The following is a 14,564-nucleotide window of genomic DNA, read 5'->3' as shown; positions in this document are numbered from 1 at the left end:
CACTCACAGGCAGGCCACAGGCTCATCACACAGCCGTGACAGCGGCCCCGGCGAGTGTCGGTGGCATGCGAACCCCAACGATCGCGGGGCCCACGTCCGGGGCCCTCCCCGCCCGGGAGCACCTGCCGGTGAACATCGCGGGACGGCCCGTCCTGGACGTGGTGATCCCCGTCCACAACGAGGAGAAGGATCTGGAGCCGTGCGTCCGCCGGCTCCACGAACACCTCCTCCGGACCTTCCCGTACGGCTTCCGCATCACCGTCGCCGACAACGCCTCCACCGACAGCACCCCCGAGGTCGCCGCCGGTCTCGCCGCCGAGGTGCCCGAGGTGCGCTCCGTACGGCTGGAGCAGAAGGGGCGCGGCCGGGCGCTGCGGACGGTATGGTCGGGCTCGGACGCGCCCGTCCTCGCCTATATGGACGTGGACCTGTCCACCGACCTGAACGCCCTGCTCCCGCTGGTCGCGCCGCTCATCTCCGGCCACTCCGACCTGGCGATCGGCTCCCGGCTCGCCCGCTCCTCGCGGGTGGTGCGCGGCCCGAAGCGGGAGTTCATCTCGCGCGCGTACAACCTGATCCTGCGCGGCTCGCTCGCCGCCCGGTTCTCCGACGCGCAGTGCGGGTTCAAGGCGATCCGGCGCGATGTCGCCGAGCGGCTCCTCCCGATGGTGGAGGACACCGGCTGGTTCTTCGACACCGAGCTGCTGGTCCTCGCCGAGCGGGCCGGGCTGCGCATCCACGAGGTGCCCGTCGACTGGGTCGACGACCCCGAATCGACCGTGCACATCGTGAGCACGGCCGCCGACGACCTGAAGGGCGTCTGGCGGGTGGGCCGGGCCCTCGCGACGGGTTCGCTGCCGCTCGACCGGCTGGCCCGGCCCTTCGGGGACGACCCCCGGGACCGTGAACTCACCGGTGTGCCGGGCGGACTGGCCCGGCAACTGGTCGGCTTCTGCGTGGTCGGGGTGCTGTCGACGCTCTTCTACATCGCCCTGTACTCGCTCTTCCGGCTCGGCGTCGGCCCGCAGTTCGCCAACGCCGCCGCGCTCCTCGTCTCCGCCGTCGCCAACACGGCGGCCAACCGGCGGCTCACCTTCGGGGTACGGGGCCGGGACCGGGCCGTCCGCCACCAGGCGCAGGGACTCGTGGTCTTCGCCATCGGCCTGGCCCTGACCAGCGGTTCGCTCGCCGCCCTCGGTGCGGCGACCGGCGATCCGGCGCACTCCACCGAACTCGCCGTCCTGGTCGTCGCCAACCTCGCCGCGACCGTTCTGCGCTTCCTCCTCTTCCGTCTCTGGGTCTTCCCCGAGCGGTCCACCTCACGGAACGACCCAAGGAACGACCGATGACCTCGACCTTCCCGGAGATCTCCCCGGCCGCGCCGGCCGGCGGCGCGGCCCATGCGGCGCCGTCCCGCGGTGGCCCGCTCACCCGACTCCGGCGCGGCCGCGCCGAGGACGCCCCTTGGGTCCGGCCCGCCTTCCTCGGCCTGCTCGCCGTCACCGCCGCGCTCTACCTGTGGAACCTGAGCGCCTCCGGCTACGCCAACTCCTTCTACTCCGCCGCCGTCCAGGCGGGCGGCGAGAGCTGGAAGGCCTTCTTCTTCGGCTCGCTCGACGCGGCCAACGCCATCACCGTGGACAAGCCCCCGGCCGCCCTCTGGCCGATGGCCCTCTCCGTCCGCCTCTTCGGCCTCGGCTCCTGGCAGATCCTCGTGCCCGAGGTGCTCATGGGCGTGGCGACCGTCGCCGTGCTCTACGCGGCCGTACGGCGCCGCTTCGGCGCGGGCGCGGGCATGATCGCGGGCGTCGTCCTGGCGCTCACGCCCGTGGCGGCGCTGATGTTCCGCTTCAACAACCCGGACGCGCTGCTCGCCCTGCTCATGACGGTCGCCGTGTACTGCGTGCTGCGGGCCCTGGAGGAGGACCGGGGCGCGGCGAAGTGGCTCGTGTGGGCCGGGGTGGCCTTCGGGTTCGCGTTCCTCGCGAAGACCCTCCAGGCCTTCCTGATCCTGCCGCCGCTCGCGCTCGTGTACGTGGTGTGCGCGCCCGGCGGGTTGGCACGGAGGCTCGGCCGACTCGGCCTGGGCGGGCTCGCGATGCTCGTCTCGGCGGGCTGGTGGGTGGCCCTGGTCGAGCTGTGGCCGGAGTCCTCCCGCCCGTACGTCGGAGGCTCGCAGAACAACAGCTTCCTTGAGCTGACCTTCGGCTACAACGGCCTCGGCCGGATCAACGGCGACGAGACCGGCAGCGTCGGTGGTGGCGGCGGGGGAGGTGGTGGCGGTGGCCGATGGGGCGAGACCGGCATCGTCCGGATGTTCAACGACTCCATCGGCGGCCAGATCTCCTGGCTGCTGCCGGCCGCGCTGATCCTGCTCGTCGCGGGTCTCGTCGTCACCCGGCGGGCGCCCCGGACGGACACGGCACGCTCGGCGTTCCTGGTGTGGGGCGGGTCGCTGCTGATCACGTTGGCCGTGTTCAGCTTCATGGCCGGCATCTTCCACGAGTACTACACGGTGGCCCTGGCCCCGTACCTGGCGGCGCTCGTCGGCATGGGCGCGGCCGTGCTCTGGGAGGAGCGCACCCGTCCGCTCGCCTCGGTGGCCCTCGCGGTGGCGGTGGCGGTGACCGCCTGGTGGGGATGGACCCTGCTCGGCCGCACGCCGGACTGGCTGCCGTGGCTGCGCTGGACGGTCCTGGTCGCGGGCGCGGCGGCCGCGCTCGGGCTGCTGTTCGCGGGCCGGGTGGACCGTCGGCTCGGCCTCGCGGTCGCGGGCCTCGGCCTGGCGGCGGGGCTCGCGGGCCCGTTCGCGTACACCCTGGCGACGGTGGACGCCGGCCACCAGGGCTCGATCGTCACGGCGGGCCCGGCGGGCGGCGCGATGGGCGGCCGGGGTCCCGGCGGCGTGCGGATGATGGAGGGCGGGGGATTCCCGGGCGGCCAGGGTGGTGGCCAGGGTGGTCAGATGCCCGGTGGTCAGGCAGGCCAGGGTGGTCAGATGCCCGGTGGTCAGGCAGGCCGGGGCGGTCAGATGGCCGGTGGCCAGGGCCAGGGCCGAGGTCGGATGGCCGGTGGCACCCCGCCGCAAGGACAGGGCATGACCCGGGGCGAAGGCCCCGGCGGTGGCGGTGGCGGCGGTATGGGCGGATTGCTCAACGGCGCCCGCGTCGGTACGGAGGCCAAGACCGCGCTCCTCGAAGACGCCGACGCGTACACCTGGGTCGCGGCCACGGTCGGCGCCCAGAACGCGGCCGGCTACCAGCTCGCCACCGAGAAACCGGTCATGGCGATCGGCGGCTTCAACGGCAGCGACCCGTCCCCGACGCTCGCGCAGTTCAAGCAGTACGTCGCCGAAGGGAAGATCCACTACTTCATCGGCAGCGGTGGCCCCGGCGGCAACTCGGAGATCTCCACCTGGGTCGCGGAGACCTTCGAGAAGGTGACGATCGGCAACGCCACCTTCTACGACCTCACCACCGAGAAGTAACCGCGGAAGAAATCGCTATACAGCGTAAGAGAGTCCTTGTACGGTGTACGAGACCTGGTCCCGTACACCGTACAAGGAGTCCTGCCCATGACGGCGACGACCGCCGCGACCGAACCGACCACCACCGGTGGTCACCCTCAGCGCTGGCTGATCCTCGGCGTCATCTGCCTCGCCCAGCTCACCGTGCTGCTCGACAACACCGTCCTCAGCGTCGCCATCCCGTCGCTGACCTCCGAACTCCACGCGACCACCACCGACATCCAGTGGATGATCAACGCGTACTCGCTCGTCCAGTCCGGCCTGCTGCTCAGCGCGGGCAACGCCGCCGACCGCTACGGCCGCAAGAAGCTGCTCGCGATCGGCCTCGCGCTCTTCGGTATCGGCTCGCTCGCCGCCGGCCTCGCCGACTCCACCGCGCAGCTGATCGCCGCCCGCGCGGGCATGGGCGTCGGCGGCGCGCTCCTGATGACAACCACCCTCGCCGTCGTCATGCAGATCTTCGACGACTCGGAGCGGGTCAAGGCCATCGCGCTCTGGTCCACCGTCGCCTCCCTCGGCTTCGCCGGCGGGCCGCTGATCGGCGGCGTGATCCTGAACCACTTCTGGTGGGGAATGATCTTCCTGATCAACATTCCGGTCGCCGTCGTGGCCCTGGTCGCCGTCCTCAAGCTCGTACCGGAGTCCAAGAACCCCCAGGGCGAGCGCCCCGACCTGCTCGGCGCGCTGCTCTCCACCATCGGCATGACCGCCGTCGTGTACGCGATCATCAGTGGCCCCGAGCACGGCTGGGTCTCCGCCCAGGTGCTGGTCCCGGCCGCGATCGGGCTGCTCGGCCTCGGCGCGTTCGCCCTGTGGGAGCTGCACACCCCGTACCCGATGCTCGACATGCACTTCTTCCGGAACCAGAAGTTCATCGGCGCCATCGGCGGTTCGATCCTGGTCGTCTTCGGCATGGGCGGCTCGCTCTTCCTGCTCACCCAGCACCTGCAGTTCGTGCTCGGCTACGAGCCGCTGGAGGCGGGTCTGCGGATGGCGCCGCTCGCGCTGACGATCGTCGGCCTCAACCTGACCGGCATCGGCCCGAAGATCGTCATGAAGCTGGGCACCCCGCCCACCGTCGTCCTCGGCATGACCCTGGTCGCCGCCGGCCTGACCTCGATCTCGCTGCTCGGCGGCGGCACCGACGGCAGCTACGCGGGCATGCTCCTCGGCCTGGTCCTGATGGGCGGCGGCATCGCCGTCTCCTCCCCGGCCATGGCCAACGCGATCATGAGCTCGATCCCGCCGGAGAAGGCGGGCGTGGGCGCCGGGATCAACGGCACCCTCGCCGAGTTCGGCAACGGCCTCGGTGTCGCCGTCCTCGGCGCCGTCCTCAACGCGCGCTTCGCCGCGCTCGTCGCCGTCACCGCGACCTCCCTCCCGGCCGCCCTCGCCGCCGCCGGCAGCGAGGCCGAACGGCAGGAGATCTCCGACGCGTTCGCCTCCGGCCTCCAGACGAGCCAGCTGGTCGGCGCGATCGCCGTCTTCGCCGGCGGTCTGGTCGCGGCGGCCCTGCTCCGGCGGGCCGAGCGGACGGAGAAGGCCCTGACGCCCGAGCAGCCCACCGCTGCCTAGCATGGGCACCGAGAACTGACAGACGGAGGAACGCGATGGTCAAGGCAGCCGACCGGGCCAAGAACCCGGCGCGTTCCAGCGTCTGGCTGGAGACGCGGACTCCGCGGAGCGGCGGCGGTCCGGCCGGGCTCGACCGGGACCGGATCGTCGCCGCCGCGATCCGGATGCTCGACGAGGAGGGCCTGGCCAAGCTGTCGATGCGCAAGCTGGCGGCCGAGCTGAACGTCACCGCGATGTCCCTGTACTGGTACGTGGACACCAAGGACGACATCATCGAGTTCGCCATGGACAGCGTGTACGGCGAGTTCGACCTCGCGGCGATCGACGCCGCGGTGGACTGGCGGGAGCGGATCCACGTCCTCGCCCTGGAGTACCGGCGGATGCTGGTCGGCCACCCCTGGATGTCGCCCTCCGCCGGCCAGTACCTGAACATCGGCCCGAAGGCGATCGCCGTCGGCCAGAAGATCCACGAGGCGATCCGGGACACCGGCCTCTCGCTGGAGCGCCAGCCGAGCGCGATGTCGGCGGTGTTCCAGTTCGTGTACGGCTACGGGACGATCGAGGCCCAGTTCGGGCGCCGTGCGGCGGAGGCGGGCATGTCGCAGGACGATTTCTACGTGGACTCGATCAAGGCCTTCAGGGACGACCCGGCTTTCGTGGACCAGTCCCAGGGCATGAAGGAGATCCTCGACGAGCGGGCCTCGCACGGCAGCGTCAGCGTCATCTGGGACCGCGACTTCGCCTACGCCCTGGATGTCCTGGTCGCCGGCATCGAGACCATGGTTTCCCGTGAAACCAACACCCGTGAAACCGGACCATGAACATGACGGAGCGGCGGGCCGTCCCCTGCCCGCCGCTCCGTACCGGACCCGGCCGCGCCTCCGCTCGAAGCGCGGCCGGGAGTTTCTCTAGCCCTCGTCGGAGCCCTCGGCGGAGCCTTCCTCGGAGCCCTTCACCGAGCTGCTCTTCAGGGCGACTTCCTTGATGAACAGCGTCACCACGAAGGCCAGCAGCGCGAACGGCGCCGAGTAGAGGAAGACATCGGCGACACCGTGCCCGTACGCGTCCTCCATGACCGTGCGGATCGGGGCCGGCAGCTTGTCCATGTCGGGGATGCCGCCGCCGGTGCCGCCCTGGCCCATGGCGCCCGCGGCCTTCGGACCGAGCTCGGCCAGGCCCTCCTTGACGTAGCTCGTGACCCGGTGGGCCATGACCGCGCCGAGTGCCGAGACACCGATCGCACCGCCCAGGGAGCGGAAGAAGGTGACGACGGAGGAGGCGGCGCCGAGGTCGGCGGGGGCCACCTGGTTCTGGGTGCAGAGCACCAGGTTCTGCATCATCATGCCGAGGCCGAGGCCGAGGACCGCCATGAACAGCGCGATGTGCCAGTACGCCGTGTCGTAGCGGATCGTGCCGAGCAGGCCGAGACCGCCCGCGGCGAAGGCGCCGCCGCTGACCAGCCACGCCTTCCACCGGCCGGTCTTGGTGATGACCAGACCCGAGACGGTGGAGGAGACGAACAGGCCCGCGATCATCGGGATGGTGAGGACGCCGGACATCGTCGGCGACTCGTTCCGCGCCAGCTGGAAGTACTGGCTGAAGAAGACCGTGCCGGCGAACATCGCGACACCCACGAAGAGCGAGGCGAGCGAGGCCAGGGTGATCGTGCGGTTGCGGAAGAGGCGGAGCGGGATGATCGGCTCGCTCGCCTTCGACTCGACGAGCAGGAAGATCCCGCCGAGCGCGACCGAACCGAGCACCATCACGGCCGTCTGCCAGGACATCCAGTCGTACTTGTCGCCCGCGAAGGTGACCCAGATGAGGAGCAGGGAGACCGCGGCACTGATGAAGAAGGCGCCGGCCCAGTCGACCTTGACCTTGCGCTTCACGACGGGGAGCTTGAGCGTCTTCTGCAGGACGACCAGCGCGATGAACGCGAAGGGCACGCCCACGTAGAAGCACCAGCGCCAGCCGAGCCAGTCGGTGTCGGTGATGACGCCGCCGAGCAGCGGGCCGCCGACGGTGGCGACGGCGAAGGTCGCGCCGAGGTAGCCGCTGTACCGGCCGCGCTCACGCGGGGCGATCATCGCGGCCAGGATGATCTGGGAGAGGGCGGTCAGACCGCCGACGCCGATGCCCTGCACGACACGGCAGGCGATGAGCATGCCGGTGCTCTGCGAGAGACCGGCGACGATCGAGCCCGCCACGTAGATGATCAGGGCTATCTGGACGAGCAGCTTCTTGGAGAAGAGGTCCGCGAGCTTGCCCCAGAGCGGGGTGGTCGCGGTCATCGAAAGCAGCGCGGCGGTGACCACCCAGGTGTACGCGGACTGGCCGCCGCCCAGGTCGGTGATGATCTGGGGGAGGGCGTTGGAGACGATCGTCGAGGACAGGATGGCGACGAACATGCCGAGCAGCAGCCCGGACAGCGCCTCCATGATCTGCCGGTGTGTCATCGGGGCGGTCGCGCCGCCACCAGCACCGGTGAGGCCGTCCCGCACACCGGTGTCGGGCGTGGTCGTAGCCATGAACTTCCTTTTTTCTCAAGCGTGGTGGGCCCGGCAGTCCCCGAAGGAGTCGCGGAGGCGGGCGAGCAGGTGGGTGAGGAGTTCGACGTCGTCGTCGGACCACTCCGCGAGGTGGCGGGAGAAGGCCTCGGTCACCCGGCGGTCGAGTTCGCCGAGCATCGCGTGGCCCGCGTCGGTGAGCCGCAGGATGCGGGAGCGCTTGTCATCCGGATCGGGCAGTCGCTCGATCCAGCCGTGTTCCACCGTGTGCGCCACCTGGCGACTGCACACGGACATGTCGACGGCCATGAGTTCCGCGAGCCGGCTCATCCGCATGTCGCCGTGGTGCTTGACCAGGGCGAGCACGGCCGCCGAGCCGCCCTGGCATTCGACGGGCAGGGCGCGGGCGAGTCCGCGCTTCACGGCCCCGATCGCACTCACCGAGCGGGCGAGTTCTTCGTACCTGTTCCGTGTCGCCATCGGGCACCCCGTACATCTTGTTGCTTAGGGCAACCATAGAGATGGATGGTTGCTTCAGGCAAACTAAATCGGTCAAACGGCGCTAAAGAAACGGCAAAGGTGGAGCGGACGTGTGGGTCACGGACGGTTCCGCAGAGTCCTGGGGACGGGGCTTGGGCCCCTCACCCGTACTTCGCTAGGGTCCTGACCCATGGCACACAACCCCCAAGCACCGTACGGCCAGGGCCAGCCCCCGCAGGGCCCCGAGGGTTACGACCCCGCCGGCAACACGCAGATGTTCCGCGCCTTCGTCGACGAGGGCGCCCCGCAGCAGCGGCAGCCGCAGGCCGCGGCCGCGTCGGGCGGCCCGAAGGTCGGACTGATCGTGGGCGTGGTCGCGGTGATCGTCGTCCTGGCGGCCGTCGCCTGGCTGGCCCTCTGACCGCTCCGCACATCCACAGGCCCGAGGTGGGCCGGGTCCGCAGCCTGCGGACCCGGCCCACCTTTCTCTTTCCGATCAGGAGGCCGCGGAGTCCAGCGCGGGCGTGAGCACCGCGAAAGCCTCCCCGATCAGGGCGCTCGGGTCCGCGGAGCTCCCCGCGTCCTCACCCTCGCTCCACCGGTGCAGTACGGCATCGAAGGCGGCGAGCGCCATGCCCGCGGCCAGCCGGGGGTAGAGGTCGGCCCGGGGGTCGCGGCCCAGGCGGGCCGCCAGCTCCTCCGTCAGGTCCTCCCGCCACCGCGCCTGGTGCTCCAGGAAGCGGGCGAGCAGGGCGGGGGTGCGCAGGATCAGCCGGACCACCGGCAGGGCCCGCTCGGCGTGGTCGTCGCAGATCGTCAGGGGTACGGAGACGGCGTGCAGGAGCGCCTCGGAGGGGCGCTCCCCGGCGGGCCGGGCGGCGAGGCCCGCGCGCATGTCGGCGCCCATGTCGGCCAGGAACTGGACGACCACGTCCTCCTTGGACGCGAAGTACCGGAAGAAGGTCCGCTTGGAGACCCCGGCGGTGGTCGCGATCTCGTCGACGGTGACGGCGTCGAATCCCTTGAGGGCGAGGAGTTGGAGGGCCGCTTCGGTGAGCTCGGTCGCGACGAGCTGACGCTTGCGCTGGGCCAGGCTGACGGGGGCGGGGCCGGTGGCTCGGCCGGGACCGGGACCGGGACCGAGGCTGGGGCCGGTGGCTCGGCCGGGACCGGCACCGGGGCTGGGCCCGGTCGCGCCACCGGGCGCGGGGTCGACTTCGGGGCGGATGCTCACGGGCAGATCGTAACGTGGTGCCTTCGGTGACACCAGGACGCCTTGATGGCGCGCGGTTGCCTGCTTGACACTCGGTGACACAAGCGGCAGCGTGTGTCGTATGACCAAGAAGCAGCGCTGGACCGCCGATCGGATCCCGGACCAGACCGGGCGGCTCTTCCTCGTCACCGGGGCCAACAGCGGCCTCGGCCTCGCCACCACCCGGGCGCTCGCCGGCCGCGGCGGACGGGTGATCCTCGCCGTACGGGACGAGGAGAAGGGCCACCGGGCCGTCGACGAGCTCGTCGCGGCCGGGGTCGCGCCGGGCCTGCTCGCCGTACGCCCGCTCGACCTCGCCGACCTCGACTCGGTACGCGCCTTCGCCGACCGGATGCGCGAGGAGCACCCGCGCCTGGACGTGCTCGTCAACAACGCGGGCGTGATGGCCCCGCCCCGCACCCTCAGCGCCCAGGGGCACGAGCTCCAGTTCGCCACCAACCACCTCGGCCACTTCGCGCTCACCGGACTGCTGCTCGACCTGCTCGCCGCCGGACGGGACCCCCGGGTGGTCACGGTCAGCTCGATCAAGCACCGGCAGGGCAGCCTCCGCCTCGACGACCTCACCGGCGAGCACGGCTACGCGCCCATGACCTTCTACGACCAGTCGAAGTTCGCCAACGCCGTCTTCGGGCAGGAACTGCACCGGCGCCTGAGCGCGTCCGGCAGCCCGGTCCGGAGCGTGCTCGCCCACCCCGGCTACACCGCGACCCGGCTCCAGACCCGGGACACCTCCGGCCTCCAGCGGTGGATCTTCATCCACCTCGGCAATCCGCACATCGCCCAGCGTCCCGAGCAGGGCGCGCTGCCGCAGCTGTACGCGGCGACCGAACCGGACGTGCGGGGCGGCGAGTTCATCGGCCCCGACGGCATGGCCGAACTGCGCGGCGCACCCACCCGCGTACGCCTCTCCACCGAGGCGACCGATCCCGGGACAGGTCGCGAGCTGTGGGAGCTCTCGGAACGCCTGACCGAGGTGCGCTTCCCCGTCACCGCCAGGTAGCGGTCACCTTCTGGGTGTCGACACGCATCCCCAGCGGCACCCGCCAGGAGTCCACGCACACGGTGTACGTCTCCGTCCGCGCCGCCCCGGCGGCGATCGGCGCGGGCAGGGGCTGGGTGGACGTGAGGGTCGCCCAGTCGACGCCGAGGGCCCCGATGACGTGCGTGGCGAAGGTGACCGTGCCCGAACGGGCCGCCGTACCCCCGCTGTTCCGGAAGGTGACCGTCACCTTCTCGCACCAGCGCCGCTCGCCGTCGGCGAGGACGGGCACGGAGACGGTGACCAGGGCGGGGCCGGGGGTGGGTGTGGGCGCCGGGGTCGCGGGCGGTGCCGGGGCGGTGGTGCCGGGCGCGGGCTTCGAGGGCGGCGGGGAGGGCGTACGGGGAGGGGTTCCGGTGCCGGAACCCGGGGGCGTACTGCCGGATCCCGTGCCGCCCGGCTCGGTCGTCGGAGCCGTACCGGACCCCGTACTCGTACTCGACCCCGATCCAGGTCCCGATCCAGGTCCCGACCCAGGTCCCGATCCAGGTCCCGACCCAGGTCCCGATCCCGATCCCGTATCCGTACCGGAAGACCCGGACGGGCCCGGGGGTGCCGTGTCCCCGTCCGCCGGTGGCGGCATGGACGGCGTTTCCGGCTCCGGCGAGGGTGACGACGTGCTGGACGTGTCCCCGCTCGTCGTCGGGCCGTCCAGGGGCACCAGGGTGACCGCGCCCGACGGGGTGCCCGCCGCTCCCGGGGAGGGGCCGGCGCCCACCGCCGCGTACCCCTCGCCGTCTCCTCCGCCGCCACAGGCGGTCAGCGCCCCGCCGAGGCAGAGCGCCACCGCTACGAGTCCGGGCTTCCTTCGCCTCATAACCGCCAGTCTGTCTGACGATCCGTCAACAAGGGAGCCCTTCGCGGAACTTCAGTCGGCGATGAGGCCCTCGCGCAGCTGGGCGAGGGTGCGGGTGAGCAGCCGCGAGACGTGCATCTGGGAGATGCCGACCTCCTCGCCGATCTGCGACTGGGTCATGTTGGCGAAGAAGCGCAGCATGATGATCTGCCGCTCCCGGGGCGGGAGTTTGGCGAGCAGCGGCTTGAGCGACTCGCGGTACTCGACGCCTTCGAGCGCCGTGTCCTCGTAGCCCAGGCGGTCGGCGAGGGAGCCCTCGCCGCCGTCGTCCTCGGGCGAGGGGGAGTCGAGCGAGGAGGCGGTGTACGCGTTGCCCACGGCGAGGCCGTCGACGACGTCCTCCTCCGACACCCCGAGCACGGCGGCGAGTTCGGGCACGGTGGGGGAGCGGTCGAGCTTCTGGGCGAGCTCGTCGCTGGCCTTGGTGAGGGCGAGGCGCAGCTCCTGGAGCCGACGCGGGACGCGGACCGACCAGGAGGTGTCGCGGAAGAAGCGCTTGATCTCACCGACGACCGTCGGCATCGCGAACGTCGGGAACTCCACGCCCCGTTCGCAGTCGAAGCGGTCGATCGCCTTGATCAGGCCGATGGTGCCGACCTGGACGATGTCCTCCATCGGCTCGTTGCGGGAGCGGAAGCGGGCCGCCGCGTACCGCACGAGGGGGAGGTTGAGCTCGATGAGGGTGTCGCGGACGTAGGTCCGCTCCGGGCTGTCGGCGGCGGCACCCTCGGTGTCGAGGGCGCGCAGCCTCAGGAAGAGGGAGCGGGAGAGGGTGCGGGTGTCGAGGGCTCCGGACGTGACGACCATCGGCGGAGGCGCGGTCTCCGCGCTCTCGGTCGCGGTCGGCGCCGTCGTCTGCGTGGGCACGGGAACGGGCGTGAGCGTGAGCACCTTCGAGCTGCCCAGTTCTGTGGACATGCCACCCCCTTGAGGTCGCGGACGGTCGCGGTGGCCGCGACCATCTGAGGAACGCAGCCTCCACCTGAATACCGGCGGCGGGGCTGCGGCAAACTCGGTTCCAGCAGAATGTCACATGTCGGCAACACGCTGTAGTGACTTGTCGACAAGGCGAGGGTGCATATCCGCAGGAAACAAGGGGTGTACGGCATTTGGGGCGCCGCAGAACTGCTCCGAACCGGTCTACCCGATCCGGTTACGCCTCGATTCTGTTTGCGGATCTCAAACGCGCGAAGCTGCGGGCGAGGAGCCTTGACACATGCATCTGGGAGACGCCGAGTTCCTGGCTGATCTGGGACTGCGTCAGATTGCTGTAGTAGCGCAGCATCAGGATCCGCTGCTCCCGCTCGGGCAGTTGGACGAGCAGGTGGCGGACGAGGTCGCGGTGCTCGACGCCGGCGAGGGCGGGGTCCTCGTAGCCGAGCCGGTCGAGCAGGCCGGGCAGTCCATCGCCCTCCTGTGCGGCCTCCAGGGAGGTCGCGTGGTACGAGCGTCCGGCCTCGATGCAGGCGAGTACCTCGTCCTCGGCGATCCGCAGCCGCTCGGCGATCTCGGCGGTCGTGGGGGAGCGGCCGTGGGCGGTCGTGAGGTCCTCGGTGGCGCCGTTCACCTGGACCCAGAGCTCGTGCAGCCGGCGGGGCACGTGCACGGTGCGGACGTTGTCGCGGAAGTACCGCTTGATCTCGCCGACGACGGTCGGCATGGCGAACGTCGGGAACTGGACGCCTCGGTCGGGGTCGAAGCGGTCGATGGCGTTGATCAGGCCGATGGTGCCGACCTGGACGACGTCCTCCATCGGCTCGTTGCGGGAACGGAAGCGGGCCGCCGCGTACCGCACGAGGGGGAGGTTGGCCTCGATGAGGGCCCCGCGCACCCGGTGGTGCTCGGGAGTGCCCGGTTCCAGGTTCTTGAGCTGCCCGAAGAGCACCTGGGTGAGGGCGCGGGTGTCGGCGCCACGGGTGCTCTGGGGCCGCGGGCGGGGGGTCTCCGCCCCGCCCGCCTCGTGCTGGGGCGGGACCTGAGGCGCTGTACTGGCCGGCACGTTCACGCCACCCCTTTGGCTGGTCTTGCTGGTCGACTGGGTCAACTACGGTCAACTCATCCGTCAAAAGCGGTCATAGCATCACAAGACATGTCCACTGTGTGCAAGCACCGCATATCGACGTGTTGAGGGCATAGTGACGGAAAAAGGGGAGGTCACGCGTGGAATCGCGCACGAAAAAGCCCCCCACCTCGACGGCGGGGGGCGGGGCGTCGATCGCGGACCGGAACGCGTCGAACGCAGACCCGGAACGCGTCGAACGCGGACTAGAACGCGTAGTCCGCGATCACCCAGGTGGCGAACTCGCGCCACTGGGCGACACCCGCCTGGTGCGCGGGGTGCTCCAGGTAGCGCTGGAGCGCGTCGGTGTCCTCGACGGCCGAGTTGATGGCGAAGTCGTACGCGATCGGCCGGTCCGTGATGTTCCAGTCGCACTCCCAGAAGCGCAGCTCCGGGATCTGGTCGCCGAGGGCGCGGAACGCCTCGACGCCGGCGACGACACGCGGCTCGTCGCGCGCGACACCGTCGTTGAGCTTGAAGAGGACCAGATGGCGGATCACGAAGGGCTCCTAGTTGATGAGTTCGGTCATGAACTCGCCGACACCCTGGGCGGCGCTGGAAATGCCCTCGAACCCTACCTGTACGAGATCAGCGGCCCGGGCCGGGGACGTGATGATCGTGTACAGCACAAAGACCGAGACCGCGTAGAGCGCGACCTTCTTCGCTTGCGCCATGGCCAGCCCTCCCGTGTTCCCCCGCCTGTTCCCCCGCCGTACGACCGCGCCACTCTAACCGAGGCTTTATGGACCAAGGGCCCGAAGATCGAGGCCTTTCGCCGCCACCCGGAAGGGTGATGACGGAGCAGGATGGATGTCGAGCCCGGAAGATCTGGCAGGAATCGGAAGGGCTCCTGGAACCGGCCCGCACTGCGGGGTCCGCGCCGCGAGCTTCCCCCCTGACCGCGGCGCAGGACTTGTAGGACCGGTTCTCATCGGGGGGAGCGGCTTGTCCCCCCGATGCCGCTCCCCCCGTCCAAGCTTCCCTGCCCGACGAAAGAAGGCCCCGGCCGCGCCACGCGCGCGTACGGGGCCTCTGTCGTATCGCGAGGACGGGAGGACGGGAGGACTGTACGGGGATACGCCGAAGGGCCCGGTGCAATGCACCGGGCCCTTCGATCGAAGCGGTAGCGGAGGGATTTGAACCCTCGGTGACTTGCGCCACACTCGCTTTCGAGGCGAGCTCCTTCGGCCGCTCGGACACGCTACCGAGAGAGAGCTTAGCCGAAACTCGCGCTGCGATGAAATCCGTA

At 70.7% G+C, this 14,564-nt stretch carries 14 protein-coding genes and 1 tRNA gene; 6 read left to right on the top strand and 9 right to left on the bottom strand.

Annotation, left to right across the window (positions count from 1 at the left end):
• The first annotated feature begins 65 nt into the window (after positions 1–65).
• The 4 genes from N5875_RS18980 to N5875_RS18965 all read left to right on the top strand — a co-directional run bounded on the left by N5875_RS18980 (position 66) and on the right by N5875_RS18965 (position 5,922).
• Positions 66–1,349: a bifunctional glycosyltransferase family 2/GtrA family protein gene (locus N5875_RS18980; RefSeq protein ID WP_318208345.1), complete on the top strand. Its 1,284-nt coding sequence runs from the start codon at positions 66–68 to the stop codon at positions 1,347–1,349.
• Positions 1,346–3,487, top strand: coding sequence for a glycosyltransferase family 39 protein (locus N5875_RS18975; RefSeq protein ID WP_338495044.1), 2,142 nt, complete (start codon positions 1,346–1,348; stop codon positions 3,485–3,487). The genes N5875_RS18980 and N5875_RS18975 overlap by 4 nt, the downstream gene beginning before the upstream one ends.
• 87 nt (positions 3,488–3,574) lie before the next feature.
• On the top strand, positions 3,575–5,101 hold the full coding sequence (locus N5875_RS18970) for an MFS transporter (protein ID WP_338495042.1): 1,527 nt from the start codon (positions 3,575–3,577) through the stop codon (positions 5,099–5,101).
• Positions 5,102–5,136: 35 nt separating this feature from the next.
• Complete coding sequence (locus tag N5875_RS18965; protein ID WP_318208348.1) at positions 5,137–5,922, top strand: TetR/AcrR family transcriptional regulator; 786 nt, start codon at positions 5,137–5,139, stop codon at positions 5,920–5,922.
• An 87-nt stretch (positions 5,923–6,009) separates the two neighbouring features.
• On the opposite strand, the gene N5875_RS18960 is transcribed toward N5875_RS18965, so the two are convergent.
• Positions 6,010–7,629, bottom strand: coding sequence for an MDR family MFS transporter (locus tag N5875_RS18960; protein ID WP_318208349.1), 1,620 nt, complete (start codon positions 7,627–7,629; stop codon positions 6,010–6,012).
• A 15-nt stretch (positions 7,630–7,644) separates the two neighbouring features.
• The gene (locus N5875_RS18955) at positions 7,645–8,088 is read right to left on the bottom strand and encodes a MarR family transcriptional regulator (RefSeq protein WP_338495039.1); all 444 of its coding nucleotides are present in this window, start codon (positions 8,086–8,088) and stop codon (positions 7,645–7,647) included.
• A 190-nt stretch (positions 8,089–8,278) separates the two neighbouring features.
• Here N5875_RS18955 and N5875_RS18950 point away from each other — a divergent pair, with 190 nt between their 5' ends.
• A complete protein-coding gene (locus N5875_RS18950; RefSeq protein WP_318208351.1) occupies positions 8,279–8,509 on the top strand; it encodes a hypothetical protein in 231 nt (76 codons plus the stop codon).
• Positions 8,510–8,584: 75 nt separating this feature from the next.
• Here N5875_RS18950 and N5875_RS18945 read toward each other — a convergent pair whose 3' ends face one another.
• Positions 8,585–9,181: a TetR family transcriptional regulator gene (locus tag N5875_RS18945; RefSeq protein ID WP_318208608.1), complete on the bottom strand. Its 597-nt coding sequence runs from the start codon at positions 9,179–9,181 to the stop codon at positions 8,585–8,587.
• A 241-nt stretch (positions 9,182–9,422) separates the two neighbouring features.
• Here N5875_RS18945 and N5875_RS18940 point away from each other — a divergent pair, with 241 nt between their 5' ends.
• Positions 9,423–10,361, top strand: a complete 939-nt coding sequence (locus N5875_RS18940; RefSeq protein WP_318208352.1) for an oxidoreductase — start codon at positions 9,423–9,425, stop codon at positions 10,359–10,361.
• Here N5875_RS18940 and N5875_RS18935 read toward each other — a convergent pair.
• The 6 genes from N5875_RS18935 to N5875_RS18910 all read right to left on the bottom strand — a co-directional run bounded on the left by N5875_RS18935 (position 10,348) and on the right by N5875_RS18910 (position 14,521).
• Positions 10,348–10,632, bottom strand: a complete 285-nt coding sequence (locus tag N5875_RS18935; RefSeq protein ID WP_338495036.1) for a hypothetical protein — start codon at positions 10,630–10,632, stop codon at positions 10,348–10,350. The two genes, N5875_RS18940 and N5875_RS18935, sit on opposite strands and share 14 nt — an antisense overlap.
• A gap of 636 nt (positions 10,633–11,268) precedes the next feature.
• Positions 11,269–12,174, bottom strand: coding sequence for an RNA polymerase sigma factor SigF (locus tag N5875_RS18930; RefSeq protein WP_318208354.1), 906 nt, complete (start codon positions 12,172–12,174; stop codon positions 11,269–11,271).
• A gap of 235 nt (positions 12,175–12,409) precedes the next feature.
• Positions 12,410–13,255: an RNA polymerase sigma factor SigF gene (locus tag N5875_RS18925; RefSeq protein WP_318208355.1), complete on the bottom strand. Its 846-nt coding sequence runs from the start codon at positions 13,253–13,255 to the stop codon at positions 12,410–12,412.
• Positions 13,256–13,521: 266 nt separating this feature from the next.
• Positions 13,522–13,815, bottom strand: coding sequence for a Dabb family protein (locus tag N5875_RS18920; RefSeq protein WP_015034986.1), 294 nt, complete (start codon positions 13,813–13,815; stop codon positions 13,522–13,524).
• 9 nt (positions 13,816–13,824) lie between these two features.
• Positions 13,825–13,989 (bottom strand): hypothetical protein, encoded by a 165-nt coding sequence (locus N5875_RS18915; RefSeq protein ID WP_167346861.1) that lies wholly within the window; start codon positions 13,987–13,989, stop codon positions 13,825–13,827.
• A gap of 447 nt (positions 13,990–14,436) precedes the next feature.
• Positions 14,437–14,521: transfer RNA gene (locus tag N5875_RS18910), tRNA-Ser, on the bottom strand.
• Positions 14,522–14,564: the final 43 nt, after the last annotated feature.

Source organism: Streptomyces sp. SJL17-4 (genome assembly GCF_036826855.1).
In the GTDB taxonomy this organism is placed as follows: domain Bacteria; phylum Actinomycetota; class Actinomycetes; order Streptomycetales; family Streptomycetaceae; genus Streptomyces.
This window is presented reverse-complemented; position numbering and strand designations above follow the sequence as displayed.